Annotated in this window: 16 protein-coding genes; 6 read left to right on the forward strand and 10 right to left on the reverse strand. The window is 67.2% G+C overall.

Annotation, left to right across the window (positions count from 1 at the left end; translation table 11 throughout):
- Positions 1–1471 (reverse strand): retention module-containing protein (locus F3I16_RS17765; RefSeq protein WP_160494887.1); only part of this gene is annotated, 1471 nt, incomplete at its 3' end.
- A gap of 292 nt (positions 1472–1763) precedes the next feature.
- Between F3I16_RS17765 and F3I16_RS17770 the strand changes: the two genes are divergently transcribed.
- The 3 genes from F3I16_RS17770 (at position 1764) to F3I16_RS17780 (ending at position 6798) form a co-directional block, all read left to right on the forward strand.
- Positions 1764–3149 carry a TolC family outer membrane protein gene (locus F3I16_RS17770; RefSeq protein ID WP_372239652.1) on the forward strand — a complete coding sequence of 462 codons (1386 nt, stop codon included), beginning with the start codon at positions 1764–1766 and terminating at the stop codon, positions 3147–3149.
- Between the two features lie 129 nt (positions 3150–3278).
- On the forward strand, positions 3279–5435 hold the full coding sequence (locus tag F3I16_RS17775; protein WP_160494889.1) for a type I secretion system permease/ATPase: 2157 nt from the start codon (positions 3279–3281) through the stop codon (positions 5433–5435).
- 4 nt (positions 5436–5439) lie between these two features.
- The gene (locus tag F3I16_RS17780) at positions 5440–6798 is read left to right on the forward strand and encodes an HlyD family type I secretion periplasmic adaptor subunit (RefSeq protein ID WP_160494945.1); all 1359 of its coding nucleotides are present in this window, start codon (positions 5440–5442) and stop codon (positions 6796–6798) included.
- Between the two features lie 218 nt (positions 6799–7016).
- Here F3I16_RS17780 and mmsB read toward each other — a convergent pair whose 3' ends face one another.
- From mmsB to F3I16_RS17815, 7 genes are all read right to left on the reverse strand, one after another.
- A complete protein-coding gene (gene mmsB, locus F3I16_RS17785) occupies positions 7017–7901 on the reverse strand; it encodes a 3-hydroxyisobutyrate dehydrogenase (RefSeq protein ID WP_160494890.1) in 885 nt (294 codons plus the stop codon).
- Between the two features lie 27 nt (positions 7902–7928).
- Positions 7929–8753, reverse strand: a complete 825-nt coding sequence (locus F3I16_RS17790) for an oxaloacetate decarboxylase (protein ID WP_160494946.1) — start codon at positions 8751–8753, stop codon at positions 7929–7931.
- A 26-nt stretch (positions 8754–8779) separates the two neighbouring features.
- On the reverse strand, positions 8780–9883 hold the full coding sequence (locus F3I16_RS17795; RefSeq protein ID WP_160494891.1) for an enoyl-CoA hydratase/isomerase family protein: 1104 nt from the start codon (positions 9881–9883) through the stop codon (positions 8780–8782).
- Between the two features lie 143 nt (positions 9884–10026).
- Positions 10027–10845, reverse strand: a complete 819-nt coding sequence (locus F3I16_RS17800; RefSeq protein WP_160081023.1) for an enoyl-CoA hydratase — start codon at positions 10843–10845, stop codon at positions 10027–10029.
- Positions 10846–10993: 148 nt separating this feature from the next.
- On the reverse strand, positions 10994–12157 hold the full coding sequence (locus F3I16_RS17805) for an acyl-CoA dehydrogenase family protein (protein ID WP_160494892.1): 1164 nt from the start codon (positions 12155–12157) through the stop codon (positions 10994–10996).
- A 6-nt stretch (positions 12158–12163) separates the two neighbouring features.
- Positions 12164–13411, reverse strand: coding sequence for an ABC transporter substrate-binding protein (locus tag F3I16_RS17810; RefSeq protein WP_160494893.1), 1248 nt, complete (start codon positions 13409–13411; stop codon positions 12164–12166).
- 106 nt (positions 13412–13517) lie between these two features.
- Positions 13518–15011: a CoA-acylating methylmalonate-semialdehyde dehydrogenase gene (locus tag F3I16_RS17815; protein ID WP_160494894.1), complete on the reverse strand. Its 1494-nt coding sequence runs from the start codon at positions 15009–15011 to the stop codon at positions 13518–13520.
- A gap of 287 nt (positions 15012–15298) precedes the next feature.
- Between F3I16_RS17815 and F3I16_RS17820 the strand changes: the two genes are divergently transcribed.
- A complete protein-coding gene (locus F3I16_RS17820; RefSeq protein WP_160494895.1) occupies positions 15299–16180 on the forward strand; it encodes an AraC family transcriptional regulator in 882 nt (293 codons plus the stop codon).
- An 89-nt stretch (positions 16181–16269) separates the two neighbouring features.
- On the opposite strand, the gene F3I16_RS17825 is transcribed toward F3I16_RS17820, so the two are convergent.
- Complete coding sequence (locus tag F3I16_RS17825) at positions 16270–16500, reverse strand: glutaredoxin domain-containing protein (protein WP_160494896.1); 231 nt, start codon at positions 16498–16500, stop codon at positions 16270–16272.
- A gap of 116 nt (positions 16501–16616) precedes the next feature.
- On the opposite strand from F3I16_RS17825, the gene F3I16_RS17830 reads away from it, so the two are divergent.
- Positions 16617–17174 (forward strand): MarR family winged helix-turn-helix transcriptional regulator, encoded by a 558-nt coding sequence (locus F3I16_RS17830; RefSeq protein ID WP_160494897.1) that lies wholly within the window; start codon positions 16617–16619, stop codon positions 17172–17174.
- A 94-nt stretch (positions 17175–17268) separates the two neighbouring features.
- Complete coding sequence (gene ung, locus F3I16_RS17835; protein WP_160494898.1) at positions 17269–17967, forward strand: uracil-DNA glycosylase; 699 nt, start codon at positions 17269–17271, stop codon at positions 17965–17967.
- Here the strand turns inward: ung and F3I16_RS17840 are convergent.
- Positions 17927–18811 carry a DUF6279 family lipoprotein gene (locus F3I16_RS17840; RefSeq protein WP_256670219.1) on the reverse strand — a complete coding sequence of 295 codons (885 nt, stop codon included), beginning with the start codon at positions 18809–18811 and terminating at the stop codon, positions 17927–17929. The genes ung and F3I16_RS17840 overlap by 41 nt on opposite strands.
- Positions 18812–18832 lie beyond the last annotated feature (21 nt).

Consider the following 18832-nt stretch of genomic DNA (forward strand, 5'->3'; position numbering starts at 1 on the left):
TGCCGAGCAGGTCGAGGCTGACCGAGCCGTCTTCGTTGACGTTGAAGCTGTCATCAACGGCGACGACGCCATCGGCGACGGTGAACGGATCATTGGCGCTGGCGTCATTGCCCTGGGCATCGCTGCCGCTGATGGTGGCGATGTAGTTGCCATCGGCCAGGGCGGCGCTGTCCGGCAGGGTGAAGGACCAGGTGCCGTCGCCGTTGGGGGTGACGCTGTAGTCGGTGCCGTTGACGTTGAGGGTCAGGTTGCCGCTGGTGTTGGCATAGGTGCCGCTGAAGGTCGGGGTGCTGTCGCTGGTGGTGCTGATGTCGGCGATGGTCACGCTCGGCGCCAGGGCGTCGAGCACCGCGCCGTCGGTGGCGTTTGCTTGATTGCCAGCGGCATCGGTGACGCTGGCACTGACGCTCAGGCTGCCATCGGCCAGGCCGCTGAGGTCGGCGGTGGCGCTGTAGTTGCCGGCGGTATCGGTGATGGCGGTGAGGGTGATGTCGGCGGTGGCCGGGTCGTTGTCGCTGATCACCAGGGTCACGGTGCGGCCGGCGCCGACATCGGAGGTGCCGGAGATCGGGGCGTTGGCGACGTTGTCGCTGTTCACTTCGTTGAGGCTGACGGTGAGGTTGGCGCTGGTGTCGACGGCGTAGTCGCGCACGGTACTGGCGCTTGCGCTGTTGCCTGCGGCATCGGTGCTGGTCAGCGTGGCGGTGATGCTGTCGGCCGCGCGCAGATCGCCGGTGCCCACATTGATGTCGAAGCCGAGAGAGCCGTCGGGACGCTGGATCACGCTGCCGGTATAGAGGCTGCCGCCCACATCGAGGGTCACCCTGTCGCCCACCTTGGCTTCGCCGCCGACGCTTCCGGTAATAGTGAGGAAGTCGCCGGCGAGTTCCTGGCGGTTGAGGGTGTTGTCCGCGGTGATCGGATCGAGGCTGATGCTGATCACGGGTGGGGTGGTGTCGGTCGCCGGCGGGGTGGCGGTGGCGGCCAGGTCGGGGGCGTCGGTGGCGGTTTCGAGCACCTCTGGCGCCCCCGCAATGTCGAGCCCGGCAGTCGCAAAGCCGATGGTCGGGTCTAGTTGCTGCCCGGTGGCATCGAGGATGACGAAGCTGTGCCCGCCACCGGCCGCGCCGCCCGTGCCGCCGCCGGCTGCCGCGCCCGCTGCGGTTTCTTCCAGGCCGGTGGTCGGGTCGAAGCCTTCGGCCAGGGCCTGCTCCAGCTCGGAGACGGGTTCGTCGTCATCGTCTGCCTCTGCCTCCGCCTGCGGATTGCCGGCCTGCCAGGTGGCGCTGGCCCCCAGCTGGACGACCTCGCCGCTGGCCAGTTGCATGGTGGCACTGCCACCGGCATCGGTGAGGAGCTGTTCCCCCGCGAACAGCTGATCGCCTTCGAATACCTGGCGCTTCAAGCCATCGATCGAAACGGCGAAAACCTGACCGATGATGCTCTTGATAACGGCGACGATGCTGCTCATGGATCCGCTCCTGCTAAAGCGCACTGGGAAGGTTGTGCACGCAGATGAATTGAAGTTGTAGGCGTTGGAGTAGCGTGGTAATGGTCAAAATGTTGGCGACAATAATTTGTCTTATGTCTATTTGGAATTGATGCGCGACAAAGTATTGACCCTCTTTCGGCGATCATAAACAATTGACTATCGTGATGTCACTTTGATATCGATAAGATTAATCTGTGAGCCGCGTCACTTTAATGCAGTGACTTAATCGACGTCGTTGATGCGGCGTTTTCAGCGATCCAGCGTTGTGCAGATCCGCCTTGCCCTGTTCAAAGGATTTCCCCTTCCCATGCGCTTCTCCGTCGTTCTGCCGTTCCTCTTCACCTGCTCGGTTTCCGCCCAGGCACAGACCCTCAGCGAGGCGCTGCAGGGCGCGCTCGACAATCATCCGGAAGTCCAGGCAGGGGTGAATGCCCGCCTGTCCGTGGAAGAGCAGATGAAGGCGGCCAAGGGCGGCTACCTGCCGCGGGTCGACCTGCTGGCCGGCTACGGGCGCGAGGGCACCGACGATCCGGGAGCGCGCAACAGCAGCGGCGAACACGACTATGAAACCCTGACCCGCGGCGAATCCAGCCTGCGTGTGCAGCAGATGCTGTTCGACGGTTTCGCCACCAGCAGCGAAGTGGCCCGCCAGCGCGCCACCGTGAATGCGCGGGCCTACGAACTGCTGGGCACCTCCGAGCGTACCGGCCTGGACGTGGTGCGTGCCTATCTCGATGTGCTCAGCCGCCAGGAGATGGTGCGTCTGGCCCAGGACAACCTGCGCAGTCATGAGCGCATCTACGACCAGATCACCCTGCGCAGCGAGCGCGGGGTAGGGCGCATGGCCGATCTCGATCAGGCGGAAGCGCGCCTGGCCCAGGCCCGCAACAACCTGATCACCGAGCAGACCAACCTGGCCGATGCGCGGGTCAACTACTTCAGCGTGGTGGGCAGCGACCCCGCCGAATTGAGCCGCCCGGCCGGCCTGGCCGGTCAGCTGCCGGCGGACTTGCCGGCCGCGCGCCTGGAGATGCTGGCGAACAACCCGCTGCTGCGCTCCGCCGAGGCCGATGTGCAGGCCACCGAGCAGCAGTACGAAGCGGCCAAGTCGCCCTTCTACCCGCGCTTCGATGCCGAGCTGGAGCACGGCGCCGACAACAACCTGGATGGCACCGAGGGCCATGTCAACGAGTGGCAGGCCATGGTGCGCATGCGCTACAACCTGTTCGCCGGCGGCAGCAACAAGGCCGACCTGCAATCCAAGGCGCACCTGACCAATCAGGCGATGGACGTGCGCAACAACGCGCTGCGGGTGCTCAACGAGGAGCTGGGCCTGGCCTGGAACGCGCTGGAAAACGCGCGTCAGCAGGTGCCGATCGCCGAGCAGTACGTCGACTACAGCAGCCGCGTGCGCGACTCCTACCAGAAGCAGTTCACCCTCGGCGACCGCACCCTGCTCGACCTGCTGGACAGCGAGAACGAACTGTTCACCGCCTCCCGTCGACTCGAGGAAGTGCGCTTTCTGGAGCTGTTTACTCAGTACCGGATCAAGGCCACCATGGGCGCGCTGCTCAAGAGCCAGGGGGTGGTCGCACCGATGGCGTCCGCGCCGCTGGACGAAGTCCAGAGCGAAGCCCAGCTGCCGGGCCTGAACTGAACCCCGGGCCGCTCGACCCGCGGCGAAGCGGGTCGGCTGCCGGGCACGCCACGGCGTGACTGCCCGGCAATAGTGCGATGACCGTGCCTGGCGATGAGTCGGCTTTCTTCGGCGCAAGAGTGACCCCGAGTGGCAGTAGATATCAGTCAGACCCAGACCCGTAGCGACCCGCGCGATCGCCATGACGATCCGCTGTTGGATAGCCTGCTGTCGCTGTGCCTCCTGCATCAGAAGTCGGTCAGCCGCGCCATGCTGACGGCGGGGCTGCCCCTGCCGGAGCAGCGGCTGAGCGCCGAGCTGCTGCCGCGCGCGGCGGCGCGGGCCGGCTTGCAGGGGCGCTGGTTGCGCCGCGAGCTGCAGCAGATCCCGGCCATCGCCATGCCGGCGCTGCTGTTGCTGCGCGACGGGCGCAGTGCCCTGCTGCTGGGCTGGGACGAGCAGCAGCGCGCGCGCGTCATGCCCTGCGAAAGCGAGGGCGGCGAGGTGCTGGTCGACCTCGAGATCCTGCGCGAGGACTACAGCGGCCAGGCGTTCTTCGCCCAGCCCCTGCACAAGTTCGACTTCAACCGGGGCGAGCTGATCCCGCGGGCCACGTCCTGGTTCCGCGACACCCTCAAGCGTTCCCGCTGGCTGTATGTCGATGCCATCGCCGCCAGCCTGCTGATCAACCTGATCGGCCTGGCCACGCCGCTGTTCGTGATGAACGTGTACGACCGGGTGGTGCCCAACCAGGCCGAGGCCACCCTGTGGGTGCTGGCCATCGGCATCACCGGGGTGTTCTTCTTCGACCTGCTGCTCAAGACCCTGCGCGGCCTGTGTCTGGACCTGGCCGGCAAGAAGACCGACCTGATCATCTCGGCCACCCTGTTCGAGCGCATCGTCGGCATGGCCATGAAGTTCCGCCCCGCGCGGGTCGGCAGCTTCGCGCAGAACATCCACGAGTTCCAGAGCCTGCGCGATTTCCTCGCCTCGCTGACCCTGGCCAGCGTCATCGACCTGCCGTTCACCCTGCTGATCCTGGCGGTGATCGCCATGATCGGCGGGCATCTGGTGTGGATTCCGATTCTCGCCTTCCCCCTGGTGGCGCTGATCGGCTGGGCCCTGCAGCGGCCCCTGGCCGAGACCATGCAGCGCACCATGGCCCTGGCCGCCGAGCGCCAGTCCAGCCTGATCGAGAGCCTGGCCGGGCTGGACGCGGTCAAAGTCAACAACGCCGAGAGCGAGCGGCAATACATCTGGGAGCAGACCATCGGCACGCTCAGCCGCCTGGAGCTGCGCGCGCGCATGCTGTCCAGCCTGGCGCTGAACTCGACCATGCTGCTGCAGCAGATGGCCGGCGTGGTGGTGGTGGTGCTGGGGGTTTACCAGATCATCGCCGGCAACCTGAGCATGGGCGGGCTGATCGCCTCCTACATGCTCAGCGGTCGCGCCCTGGGCCCGCTGACGCAGATGTCCGGCCTGCTGACCCGTTACCAGCAGGCCAAGGTGACCCTGGACTCGGTCAACCAGATGATGGAATTGCCGCAGGAACGCCAGGACAACGAGCGCCCGCTCAAGCGCCAGTCGCTGCAGGGCGCGGTGGAGTTCCGCCAGGTCGACTTCCACTATCCGGAACAGCAGCAGGCGGCCTTGCACAAGATCAACCTGGTGATCCGCCCGGGGGAGAAGATCGGCATCATCGGCCGCAGCGGCTCGGGCAAGAGTTCCCTGGCCAAGCTGATCGTCGGCCTGTACCAGGCCGACAGCGGCAACCTGCTGGTCGACGGCATCGATGTGCGCCAGCTGGACGTCAGCGACCTGCGCTACAACATCGGCTACGTGCCCCAGGACATCCAGCTGTTTTCCGGCAGCCTGCGCGACAACCTGGTGGCCGGCGCGCGTTACGTGGAAGACGAACTGGTGCTGCAGGCCGCCGAACTGGCCGGCGTGCACGAGTTCGCCCGCCTGCACCCGAAGGGCTATGAGCTGCAGGTTGGCGAGCGCGGGCAGAACCTCTCCGGTGGCCAGCGGCAGAACGTCGCCCTGGCCCGCGCGCTGTTGCTCGATCCGCCGATCCTGCTGCTGGACGAGCCGACCAGCGCCATGGACAACACCGGCGAGGAGCGCCTCAAGCAGCGCCTGGCGGCGATGATCGCCAACAAGACCCTGCTGCTGGTCACCCACCGGGCCTCGATGCTCAGCCTGGTGGATCGCCTGGTGATCGTCGACCGTGGCCAGATCATTGCCGACGGGCCCAAGGGGAGTGTGATGGAAGCGCTGAAGAAGGGGCAGGTCAGTGTCAGCTAAAGCTATCGGCAAGCGTCTGCGGCAAGCCCTGGCTGCCTATTTCGGCGGCCGCGACGCGCTGGGCAGCGAGCCCCTGCCCGAGGTCAGCAAGGCGCTGATCGAGGATGCGCCGCGGGTGATCCGCCTGACCATCTGGGCGCTGGTGGCCTTTGTCGCCTTCTGCCTGCTGTGGGCCAATTTCGCCGTGGTCGATGAAGTGACCCGTGGCGACGGCAAGGCCATTCCTTCCTCGCGCCTGCAGAAGATCCAGAACCTGGAGGGCGGCATAGTCGCCGAGCTGTTCGTGCGCGAAGGGCAGATAGTCGAGATCGGCGATCCCCTGCTGCGCCTGGATGACACCCGTTTCGCCTCCAACGTCGGCGAAACCGAAGCCGACCGCCTGGCCCTGCTGCTGCGCGTGGAGCGCCTGAGTGCCGAGGTGCAGGATCGCGAGCTGGTGGTGGCGGTGGAAGTGCGGGAGAAGGCCCCGGGCCTGGCCGACAACGAGATCGAATTGTTCAACAGCCGCAAGCAGCAGTTGCTCGACGAGGTGGCCGGCCTGGAAGAGCAGCTGACCCAGCGTCGCCAGGAGTTGCGCGAGTACGCGTCCAAGCAGGGGCAGTCGCGCAACAGCCTCAACCTGCTGCGCCAGGAAATCCAGATGTCCGAGCCGCTGGTCGCCGAAGGCGCGATCTCCCAGGTGGAAGTGCTGCGCCTCAAGCGTGCCGAGGTGGAGGCGCGCGGTCAGCTGGAAGCCACCACCCTGGCCATACCCCGCGCCGAGGCGGCGATCAAGGAAGTGGAACGCAAGATCGACGAGACCCGCGGGCGCTTTCGCAGCGAGGCCCTGACCCAGCTGAACGAGGCGCGCACCGAGCTGAGCAAGATCCAGTCGACCGGCAAGGCCCTGGAAGACCGGGTCAACCGCACCCTGGTCACTTCGCCGGTGCGCGGCATCGTCAAGCAGCTGCTGGTCAACACCATCGGCGGGGTGATCCAGCCGGGCAGCGATATCGTCGAGATCGTGCCGCTGGGCGAGAGCCTGCTGGTGGAGGCGCGCATCCGTCCGCAGGACATCGCCTTCCTCCATTCCGGGCAGGAGGCCATGGTCAAGTTCAGCGCCTATGACTACACCATCTACGGCGGGCTGCGCGCCGAACTGGAGCAGATCGGCGCCGACACCGTCACCGACGAGGAAGGCAACAGCTTCTACCTGATCCAGCTGCGCACCGACAAGAGCCACCTGGGCAGCGCGGCCAAGCCGCTGCTGATCATCCCCGGCATGGTCGCCTCGGTGGACATCATCACCGGCAAGAAGAGCGTGCTGAGCTACCTGCTCAAGCCGATCATCCGCGCCCGGGCCGAGGCGCTGCGCGAGCGCTGACAGGCTCCGCCCGCCCACAAAAACGCCGCATTCACTGCGGCGTTTTGGTTTGGCTAGGTTTTAGTGGGAGCGGTTTTATCCGCGATAAACCGGCCACCCGGAGCCGATCGCGAATGAGTGCGCTCCCAGGCAACAGCGCTGTGCAGCGCTCCTGAATGGCTTGGAGGACCTCAGGCTGCCGGCCGTTAACGCTGGCGCACTCTGCGCGTGCAGGGCCGTCATTCGACGAACAGCTTCTGCACCGCCGAGAAGTCCAGCTTGCCCTCACCCCGCTTGAGCAGCAGGCGATACAGCTGCAGGGCCAGGGCGCCCATCGGCGTGCTGCTGGCCGTGGCCTGCGCCGCTTCCTGGGCCAGGCCCAGGTCCTTGGCCATCAGCTCGGCCATAAAGCCGCCCGAGTAAGCCTTCGACGCCGGCGCGTTTTCCATCACCCCCGGCCAGGGGTTGTACTTCTCCAGGCTCCAGTTGCCGCCCGAGCTCTGGCGCATGATCTCGGCCAGCACGGCCGGGTCCAGGCCGCTGGCCACGCCCAGGGCCATGGCTTCGGCGGTGCCGATCATGTGCACGGCGAGCAGCTGGTTGTTGCACACCTTGGCCACCTGGCCGGCGCCGTCGGGGCCGGCGTGGAAGATGTTCTTGCCCATCGCCGCGAGGATCGGTCGGGCCTTTTCCAGCGCCTCGGCCTGGCCGCCGACCATGAAGGTCAGGGTGCCGGCCGCGGCGCCGGCGGTGCCGCCGGACACCGGCGCATCGAGCATGGCGAGGCCGCGGGCGGCGGCCGCCGCGTGCACCTTGCGCGCCGAGTCCGGGGCGATGGTCGAGCACTCCAGCACCAGGCCGCCCGCGGCGATCTGTGTCAGCAGGCCGGCATCGCCCAGGTACAGGCTTTCCACATGGCGGCTGGCCGGCAGCATGCTGATCACCACCGTGGCGCCTTGCACCGCATCGGCGGCGCTGGCCGCGGCCTTGCCGCCGTCGCCGACCAGGCTGGCGACGGCTTCCGGGACCAGGTCGAAGGCGGTCACGGCGAAGCCGGCCTTGAGCAGGTTGCGGGCCATGGGCAGGCCCATGTGGCCGAGGCCGATAAAGGCAATCTGGGTCATTGTTATTGTTCTCCTCGATGGCGGTGGTCAGGGGTGTGGCGTGAACAGGGCGTTGATCCGGGCAAACGGCTCGGCCTGTTCGGCGAAGGTGAAGCTGCCCTGCGTGCGGACTTCCTCGGCGGCGCGCAGGAACGCGCCAAAGGCGGCGCGGGCCAGGGACGAGCCGAGGCTGATGCGCTTGACGCCCAGCTCGGCCAGTTCGCTGACGGTGAAGCTGGCCGCGCCCAGCCCCATCACCACGTTGAGCGGTTTCGGCGCCACGGCGCGCACCACCGCGGCGATCTCTTCGCGGCTGCGCAGGCCCGGCGCGTAGAGCACGTCGGCCCCGGCTTCGGCATAGGCCTGCAGGCGGCGGATGGTGTCGGCCAGGTCGGGGCGCCCGTGCAGAAAGTTCTCCGCCCGGGCGCAGAGGGTGAAGGGGAAGGGCAGGGCACGGGCCGCTGCGACTGCCGCCTGGATGCGCTGCACGGCCAGTTCGAAGGGGTAGATAGGCACAGCGGCCTGGCCGCTGGCGTCCTCGATGGAGCCGCCGACCAGGCCGGCCAGGGCCGCCAGCTGGATGGTCTGTGCGCATTCCTGCGGGCTGTCGCCGAAACCGTTTTCCAGGTCGGCGGCGACGGGTAGCCCGGTCGCGTCTATGATCGCCCGCGCGTTGGCCAGGGTTTCCTCGCGGCTGATCAAGCCTTCGCCATCGGCACGGCCCAGGCTGAAGGCCAGGCCGGCGCTGGTGGTGGCGAGCGCCTCGAAGCCGAGGGCGGCCAGTGCCTTGGCCGAGCCGGCATCCCACGGGTTGGGGATGACGAAGCAGCCGGGGCGTTGGTGCAGGGCCTGGAAGGCCAGGGCCCGCTGCATCTGGCTGGGCACCGGCGGGCTCGCGCTCACAGATCCGCCAGCGGGTGCGCGCCTTCCCACACCGCCTCGAAATGGGCGGCGATCACCGCCGGCGGGATGGCCGCCACGTCCGGCCAGTGCCACTTCGGCGCCTGGTCCTTGTCGAGCAGGCGGGCACGCACGCCTTCCGGGAATTCCGGGTGGCGGCAGCAATTCAGGCTCATGGCGTATTCCATGCGGAACACCTCGGCCAGCGACAGGTGGCGGGCGCGCTGGATCTGCTGCCAGACCAGGTGGGCGGTGAGCGGGCAGCCCTCGCTCAGGGTCTTGGCGGCGCGGGCCAGGAGCAGGTCGCTGTCGCCCTGCAGGGTGCTGAGCGCGCGCCAGGCGGCGGGCAGGTCGGCCACGTCGAGCAGGGCGTCGAGGCGTTCGCGGCGCGGCAGCCACTGGGCCTGCGGCAGTGCGCTGCGGGCCTCGTGCTCCAGGGCGCGCAGCAGGCTGTTGAGCTGCTGGGCGGCCTGCTCCTGCCAGTTGAGCTGGCTCAGGCCGTGGAGCAGGGCGTCCTGCTGGTCGTCACGCAGGAAACGGTCGGCCAGGTTCAGGTCCAGGGCGTCGCGGGCGTTGATGCCGCTGGCGGTGAGGCCGAGGAACAGGCCGAGCCTGCCCGGCAGGCGGGCGAGGAACCAGCTGCCGCCGACATCCGGGTACAGACCGATGTTGATCTCCGGCATCCCCAGGCGGCTGCTCGGGGTGACGATGCGGATCGCCGCGCCCTGCATCAGGCCCATGCCGCCGCCCAGCACATGGCCGTGGGCCCAGCACAGCAGCGGTTTGGGGTAGGTGTGGATGCGGTGGTCGAGGCGGTATTCGTCGGCGAAGAAGCGCCGCGCCAGGGGCGGCACCTCGCCGGGGTGCTCGCGGCACTGCTGCACCAGCTGCACCACGTCGCCGCCGGCGCAGAAGGCCTTGGGCCCGTTGCCGCGCAGCAGCACGCAGGCGATGGCCGGGTCGTCAGCCCACTGCTTGAGCCGGGCATCCAGCGCCTCGATCATCGGCAGGGTCAGGGCATTCAGGCTCTTCTCCGCATCCAGGCTGGCGATGCCGATGCGGTAGCCGTGCTGGGCGTGGCGTTCTTCGAAATGCACGTTCATCTTCGTGGGTCCTGGTGCACATGGCGCCTTTTACGGGGCGTCAGTTTCGTATGCTTTTTGTGGGAGCGGCTTCAGCCGCGATATGCAGCAGCGGAGCATCAATCGCGGCTAAAGCCGCTCCCACAGATACCGCTCAGTCTTACTCACTTATTGCGCCACTGCGCGTCGCGTTTCTCGAGGAAGGCGTTGACCCCTTCGCGGGTGTCGTCGGCGTCGAACAGGTCGACGAAACGCTCGCGCTCTTCGGGCAGCCAGGTATTGGCTCCGCGTTCGCGCGCGCCCTGGATCAGCGGCTTGATGGTGCGCACCGCCACCGGGCTCTGCCGCGCCACCTTGGCCGCCAGCAGCAGGGCATGGCCGCGGGCCTCGCCGCTGTCCACCACCTGCTCGACCAGACCGATGCGCAGGGCGGTCTCGGCGTCGATGCGCTCGCCGCAGAGGATCATGCGCTTGGCCCAGCCTTCGCCGACCAGCCAGGGCAGCGCCTGGGTGCCGCCGGCGCAGGGCAGCAGGCCGACGCTGGCTTCCGGCAGGGCCAGCTGGGCCTGGCGTTCGGCGATGCGGATGTCGCAGGCCAGGGCGCATTCCAGGCCGCCGCCCATGGCGTAGCCGTTGATCGCCGCGATCGACACGCCGCGAAAATCGCGCAGGGCCTCGAAGGCCTCGCCGAAGCGCCGCGCCATCTCGCGGGCGCGGGCCTTGTCGCCGTCGGCGAACAGGTTGAGGTCGGCCCCGGCGCTGAAGAACTTGCCGCCCTGGCCGGTCACCACCAGGGCGTAGATGTCGTCGTCGCGGTTGAGGTGCTCGACCAGCTGCTTGAGGCCGATCAGCGAGTCGCGGTCCCAGGTGTTGGCCGGCGGGTGGTTGAGGGTAATCAGCGCGGTGTGGCCGTGCTTCTCCACGGTGATCTTGTGGGTCAGGTCGAAGAGCCCGGGCTTGTAGGCTTCGATGGCGTTGCTCATGAATATCCTCACAACGGTCTGCGTTTGTAGGAGCCAGCTTGCTGGCGATCCCGGCGAGCGAAGTCGGTACCTGCAGGGCTGCTGATCGCCAGCAAGCTGGCTCCTACAGGTGTGGCGTTGCCGATCACTCCCGCGATCAGATTTAAAACTACAGCAGGCGATCGAGCATGCCGCCTTGATCCAGCAGGCGACGGGCGATGATCACCCGCATGATCTCGTTGGTGCCCTCCAGGATCTGGTGCACGCGGCTGTCGCGCACCCAGCGCTCCAGCGGGTAGTCGTTGAGGTAACCATAGCCGCCGTGCAGCTGCAGGGCCTCGTTGCACAGGTTGAAACAGTGGTCGGTGGCGAAGCGCTTGGCCATGGCGCAGTACAGGCTGGCCTCGCCGTGGCCGTTGTCCAGCTTGTGCGCGGCCAGGCGCACCATCTGCCGGCTGGCGGTCAGGTCGGTGAGCATGTCGGCCAGCTTGAACTGCAGGGCCTGGAATTCGCTGAGCGCCTTGCCGAACTGCTTGCGCTCCTCGACGTAGCGCAGGCTCTGCTCCAACGCCGCCTGGGCCGCGCCCAGCGAGCAGCTGGCGATGTTGATGCGGCCGCCGTCCAGGCCCTTCATGGCATAGACGAAGCCCTGGCCTTCCGGGCCGATGCGGTTGCCGGCGGGGATGCGCACGCCCTCGAAGCTGATCGAGCGGGTCGGCTGCGCGCGCCAGCCCATCTTCAGTTCGTTGCGCCCGTACTTCACCCCCGGCGCGTCGCCCGGCACCAGGAAGCAGGACACGCCCTTGGCGCCGTCCTCGCCGGTGCGCGCCATGACGATCAGCACGTCGGTGCTGCCGGCGCCGGAGATAAAGCACTTGCTGCCGTCGATCACGTAGTCGTCGCCGTCGCGCTTGGCGCGGGTGCGCAGGCGGGCGGCGTCGGAACCGGCGTCCGGCTCGGTCAGGCAATAGGAGGCCAGCAACTCGCCGCTGGTCAGGCGCGGCAGCCAGGCGTCCTTCAACGCCTGGTCGGCGAAGCTGGCGAGCATCCACGAGGCCATGTTGTGGATGGTGAGGAACGCCGTGGTGGCGATACAGCCGGCGGACAACTGTTCGAAGATCAACGAACTGGACAGGCGCGACAGCCCCAGGCCGCCGTCTTCCTCCTTGATGTACAGGGCCAGGTAGCCCTGCTCGGCGGCGCGTTTGATCACGTCCACCGGGAAGTGGTGGTCGCGGTCCCAGTCTGCTGCGTGCGGGGCCAGTTCCCGCGCGGCGAAGGCGCGGGCGCTGTGTACCAGCAGGCGTTGTTCATCGCTCAGTTCAAAGTCCATGGGCTCTCACTGCAAGGTCGGGGGTTGTTTGGCGGCTTGCCGCTCGGCCTGCCATTCGGCCAGGCTGGGCGCGGCCTGCTCGCCGTCCAGTTGATGCACGATCTCGAAATAATCCTGTTTGAAGCGATCTTTCATCACCTCGGCGCGCGGCTTGACCTGGACGGCATACACCGTCTGCACGTTCTGGTGGTCGAAGGCGCGCCATTGCTGCTTGCCCTTGAGCAGGCTGTAGCTGTGGCCTTCCAGGGCCTGGATCAGCGCCTCGCTGTCGAGGCTCTTGGCCCGCTTGGCGGCGTCGGCCCACTGGTAGACGATGCTGTAGGCCGAGGCGGCGGAGCTGGACGGGTAGACCTCGTAGCGTTCGTTGAACGCCTTGACGAAGGCCATGCCACGTTCCGAGCCTTCGCGCTGGGGCACCTGCCAGGTCCAGGGTTCGGTGCCGAGCACGCCTTCCATCAGGCTCGGGCCGGCCTGCTCGACGATGCTCTGGGTCAGGTTGGGCGCGACGATCTGCATGCGCTTGTTCAGGCCGAGGTCCTCGACGATGCGCATGGCGCGCACCAGGTCTTCGCCGAACAGCACCAGCACCAGCACCTCGCTGTTGCTGGCCGCGGCCTGGGTCAGGGCGTACTGGTAGTCGGCGCTACGCGCGCCGGGGAAGGGTACCTTGAGGCCCGGGTTCTGCCCCGGGTCCTGGGTGCCGGTGGTCTCGCGCAGCGAGCTTTCCGTGGTGTTGCCCCAGGTGTAGTCGGCGGTCACGTAGAAATAGCGCTTGCCCGGCAGGGTCTTGGCCAGGTGCTGGCCGAGCACGCGGGCGCTCATCCAGGCGTTGTTGCACTCGCGGAACAGGTAGCGCTGGCCATCCTTGCCGGTGGTGTCGTTGGAGTAGGTGAGGGTGCCGAAGTACAGCAGGCCGCGTTCACGCGCCTGCTTGCCGGCGGCGATGGCCACCGCGCTGGAGGCGCCGCCGAAGAGCATGGCCGCGCCTTCGTCGGCCAGCTTGTCGACGTTCTTCACCGCCTTTTCCGGACGCGAGGCGCTGTCCTTGCTGGACAGGCGCAAGGGCCGGCCGAGTACGCCGCCCTGGGCGTTCAGCTCGTCGATGGCCAGCAGGGCGCCGCGCATCTGGGCCAATCCTTCTTCCTTATAGGGGCCGGTGCGCGGGTAGTTGAGACCGAGGGTAATCGGTTCGGCAGCCTGCGCGCAGGCAGTGATCCCGGCCCAGAGGGCCAGGGTGACAGTCAGTCGTTTCATTGCATCCTCCATGTTCTTGTTGTGCCGGGGCCGACTGTGAGGCCCCGGCGAGCGGGGAGGCATTCTCTTTTGGTCGTATGTGCAGCGTATTGCAGTGGGTCAATGTTCACTTCAATTGAATGGTCATGTTCGGCCCGCTCACCGGCGTGTCGTCGAACCAGCGGCTGGTGACGGTCTTGGTCTCGGTGTAGAAGCGCACCGCCTGCTTGCCGTAGGCGTGCAGGTCACCATAGAAGGACCCCTTCCAGCCGGTGAAGGAGAAGAACGGCAGCGGCACCGGAATCGGCACGTTGATGCCCACCTGGCCGACTTCCACCGCGTGCTGGTAATGCCGCGCGGCGCCGCCGGAGCGGGTGAAGATCGAGGTGCCGTTGCCGAACGGGCTGGCGTTGACCAGCTCGATGGCCTGCTCCAGGGTGTCGACCTCCATGCACACCAGCACCGGGCCGAAGATCTCCTCGCGGTACAGGCCCATCTTCGTCGTCACCCCGCGGAACAGGGTCGGACCCAGCCAGTTGCCATCGGGGTAGCCCGGCACCGTGCAGTGCGAGCCATCGACCAGGCACTCGGCGCCTTCGGCCTTGCCCTCGGCGATCAGACGCAGCACGCGTTGCTTGGCCTGCTGGCTGATCAGCGGGCCGTAGGCGGCGCTCGCATCGTTCCAGTAGCCCGGTTTCAGTTCGGCGATCTGCGTCGCCAGCTCGTCGATCCAGGCCTTCGACTCGCCGACGAACACCGCCACGCTGATCGCCATGCAGCGCTGGCCGGCGGCGCCGCAGCTGGCGCCGAGCAGGTTGCTGATGACTTGGTCCTTGGGCGCGTCGGGCATGATCACCATGTGGTTCTTGGCCCCGGCGAAGGCCTGCACGCGCTTCAAATGCTGGGTGCCGGTGCGGTAGATGTGCTGGCCCACCGGCACCGAGCCGACGAAGGAGATGGCGCGCACGTCCTCGTGCACCAGCAGGGCGTCGACCACCTCGCGGCCGCCATGCAGCACCTGCAGCACACCCTTGGGCGCGCCGGCCTCGATGAACAGTTCTGCCAGGCGGTTGGGCGTCAGCGGGTCCTGCTCGGACGGCTTGAGGATGAAGGTGTTGCCGCAGGCGATGGCCAGCGGAAACATCCACAGCGGGATCATCGCCGGGAAGTTGAACGGGGTGATGCCGACGCACACGCCGAGCGGCTGGATATAGCTGGCGGTGTCGATCTCGCGGGCGACGTTCTCCACCGTCTCGCCCATCATCAGGCTGCAGATGTTGGCCGCGTGCTCGGCCACCTCGATGCCGCGCCAGACATCGCCCTTGGCGTCGGCGAAGGTCTTGCCGGTCTCGCCGGCGAGGATCTCGGCCAGCTCGTCGTGGTGTTCCTTGAGCAGGTGCTGGTAGCGCAGCATCAGCCGCGCGCGCTCCGGAACCGGCACCTCGCGCCAGGTGAGGAAGGTGCTCTTGGCGCTGGCGATGGCCGCCTCGATTTCTTCAGAGGTGGCCTTCGGTGCCAGGGCCAGGACTTCCTGGGTGGCCGGGTCGGTCACTTCGATCAGTTCACGGGAGTGGCTGGCTTGCCACTCGCCTGCGATCAGCTGGGGGATCACACGGGCCATCAGGTTGCTCCTGAGCTTATTTTTGGATTCTGTTCACGATCTGCTGCGCGTCGGCCATACCGCGTTAAAACTGACCTCGGGATGCTCATTTACAACTCGTAAACTCCGCTCCCTCGGCCGTTTGACCAGCCGAAGGCTGTTACTAACGTAGCGCCTTGTCTGGCTCTAGCTCGCGAGACCGTGAGCAGAATCATGTGCCCCTGTTATAGCCACTGCGCGAAGGCTTGTGGATTGACGATCTTGTCGGTTGGATGGACGATCTTGGGATTAGAAACTGGGGAGTCAGCATGGCCGCATCTGTCGAAACCTCCAACTGGCCGCTGCCGGCCGGTGGCCTGCGCTTCATCACCCCGCCCAGGCTGCGCCGCCTGCTGGCGCGCCAACCGCTGGCCGCCGGCTGTTTTCCGCTGGCCCTGGGCTTCTACCCGGAGGCGGCCGGGCACCGCATGCAGCGCCAGCAGCCGGACGATCATCTGCTGATCTACTGCCGGGCCGGGCGCGGCTGGCTGGACAGCGAGGATGGACGATTAGAAGTTGGCGGCGGCGACCTGCTGCTGCTGCCCAAGGGCCAGGCGCATGCCTACGGCGCCGATGCCGAACGCCCCTGGACCCTGTACTGGGTGCACTTCGACGGCAGCCTGTGCGAGGACTTCCTGCGCCTGCTCGGGCCGGCCCGGTTGCGCCGCATCGGCGTGCAGCCACGCCTGCTGGCCGAGTTCGACGCGCTGCTCGGCCTGCACCGCCAGGGCCTCAACCTGGCGCATTTCATCCATGCCGCGCACCAGCTGCAGGCGCTGCTCAGCTCCCTGGCGGTATTGCCGGCGCGGGCCAAGCTCAAGTCCGGGCGGGTGCTGGACGTGGACGCGGTGCAGGCGGTGATGCGCGCCCACCTGCATGGCAGCCTCAACCTCGACGAGCTGGCGGCGCAGTTCAAGCTGTCGCGCTTCCACTTCGCCAAGACCTACCGCGCGCTGACCGGCCATGCGCCGATCCAGGACTTCATCAACCTGAAGATGGCCCACGCCTGCCGCCTGCTCGATCAGGGCAGCCTGGAGGTGCGGCAGGTTGGCGAGCAGCTGGGCTACGACGACCCCTATTACTTCTCGCGGCTGTTTCGCAAGGTGGTGGGCATGGCGCCCAGCCATTACCGGGCGCTGCACCAGGGCTGAGGCAAGGAAAAGGCCATGGACAGGGGATGTCCATGGCCTTTGCGGGCTAGCAACCCTGCAACGGGATGCTGAGGGCGAAGGCGGTTTGTCTATTTGAGATCGGCGATGGCGGCGCCGAAATTCAGGTGCAGCACCTGGCCTTCGACCACCAGCGCGGGTACCGACTTGACCCCGGCCTGTTCGGCTTCGGCCAGCCGTTGCGGCTGATCACCGAGGTGTACGACCTCGACCTGCACATGCGGGGCCAGCAGGTTGAGCAGGGTCTGTTCGGCTGAGACGCAAACGGGGCAGCCGGCGTGATAGAAGCGTGCGTGGGTCATTGCGAGTCTCCTTTGGATTGTTGGTATCGAATCGATACTTTATTGAGAATTGCGCGCGCTCCGTGCTTTGTCAATATGGTTTTTAGTCGATACTATATTTCCACTGGAGTGATGATATGACTGCCGCGACCCTCTTCGACCTGCTCGAACGCCTGACCAGCCTCATGCGCATCTGGAACCGCCAGCACCCGCTGCTGGCCGAGCTGCAGCCGATCCAGGTCAGCGCGCTGATCTACCTGGCGCGCTGCAACCGCTATTCCAATACGCCACTGGCGGTGAGCGAGTACCTGGGGCTGACCAAGGGCACGGTGTCGCAATCGCTCAAGGCGCTGGAGGCCAAGGGGTTGATCGAGAAGGCGCAGGACCAGCACGACCGGCGCAGCGTGCACCTGCAGCTGACCGGGGCGGCCCGTGAACTGCTGGCGGCCATCGCCCCGCCGGAGTTCCTGGTGACGGCGCTGGCACAGATGGGCGAGCGGGAGCACACCCTGGAAGCCCTGCTCGGCGAGCTGCTGCGGCAGATCCAGCGCAACCAGGACGTGCCGGGCTTCGGTCTGTGCCGTACCTGCCGCTTCCACCAGCAGCGCGACGGCGCACCCTTCTGTGGCCTGACCCTGGAACCGCTGCACCAGTCCGATGTCGAGCTGATCTGCCGTGAGCACCAGGCAGCCTAGCGTGGCGAGCGGCGCCCGCCCCGTGCGATACCTTGACTTGCCCCGGTGCCTTCCTTAGCGTGCCGTTTCCGTTTTTTGCCGTGCAGGAATACCCATGAGCGTCGACGACCGCATCAAACTCGAACCGGGCTGGAAGGAGGCCCTGCGCGAGGAGTTCGACAAGCCCTACATGGCGCAGCTCAGCGAGTTCCTGCGCAGCGAGAAGAACAACGGCAAGGTGATCTACCCGCCGGGACCGCTGATCTTCAATGCGCTGAACTCCACGCCGCTGGAGCGGGTCAAGGTGGTGATCATCGGCCAGGACCCCTACCACGGCCCCGGCCAGGCCCACGGCCTGTGCTTCTCGGTGCAGCCTGGGGTGCCGGCGCCGCCTTCGCTGCAGAACATCTTCAAGGAATTGAAGCGCGACCTGAACATCGACATCCCCGCCCACGGCTGCCTGCAGAGCTGGGCCGAGCAGGGCGTGCTGCTGCTCAACACCTCGCTGACGGTGGAGCAGGCCAGTGCCGGCTCGCACGCCGACAAGGGCTGGCAGCCGTTCACCGACAAGGTGATCGAGGCGGTCAACGCGCGCCCCGGCCACCTGGTGTTCCTGCTCTGGGGCGCCCATGCGCAGGGCAAGCAGAAGCTGATCGATGCCACCCGCCACCTGGTGCTGAAGTCGGCCCATCCGTCACCGCTGTCGGCCTACCGCGGCTTCCTCGGCAACGGCCATTTCAGCCGGGCCAACAAGTACCTGGAGCAGTGCGGCCTCACTCCGATCGATTGGCGACTGCCGCCTCTGCCGGCGTAGTGCAGGCCAGCTCGTCGAGGTCCTGGCGCAGCGCCGCGAGGCGTTGCTGCACGCGCTGGCGCTGGCGGGCGTCGGCGCCGTTGAACAGGTCGGCGAGCAGCTCGGCCAGGGCCACTTGCGAGCGCTCGAACTGCTCGCGGTAGGCCGGGGTCCAGGAGGCCGTGCGCTGCTGCACCAGGTGCTGCAGGCGGGGGGCGAAGTCGGCGCCGCGGCGGGCGTCGAGAAGGGCGCGAAATTGCCCCTGCCAGTGCACGCGGTTGTCCAGCCAGAGCCGGTTCTGTTCGCCCAGTTGCCGGGACCAGGCCGCGACACGCTCCCGTTGTTGCCGGCTGAGCTCGCCGAACCAGGGCTGCAGGCGCTCGCCCATGCGTTCGGCGCGGGTGGCGATCTGCTCCTGCAGTGAGGGTTGCAGGTATTCCCGGCGCAGCTGCTCGTTCTCTTCGCTCAGTGCCCGGTCCAGCTCCGCCACTTGCCGGGGGTTGAGGCCGCGCAGCAGTTCGATGCCGGTGGGGGTGACCTGCGTGGCGATGGCGTCGACGGCCTGGCGGAATTCGTTGAAGGGCGCCTGGAACTGCTGCGCTTGCAGCGGCGTCTGGGCGACCAGGGCCGCGCTGCGTTGCAGCCACGCGGAGTAGGCCGGCAGCTGGGTGCTGCAGTGCCAGTCCAGGTGCTCGCGCAGGCGCGGCTTGAGCCAGTCCTGCTGGGCGCTGTCGAGTTGCAGGTAGTCGTCCAGCGACCAGCCGATCAGCCAGTCGAGGTTGCGATAGGCCAGGTCCAGGCGGCTGCAGGCGCCCAGCAGCAGGGTGGCGCAGAGCAGGACAATGGCACAGCGACGCAGGCGCATGGCGAGACTCGCACTAAGGCT

Source organism: Pseudomonas sp. L-22-4S-12, from assembly GCF_009799935.1.
Taxonomy (GTDB): Bacteria; Pseudomonadota; Gammaproteobacteria; order Pseudomonadales; family Pseudomonadaceae; genus Aquipseudomonas.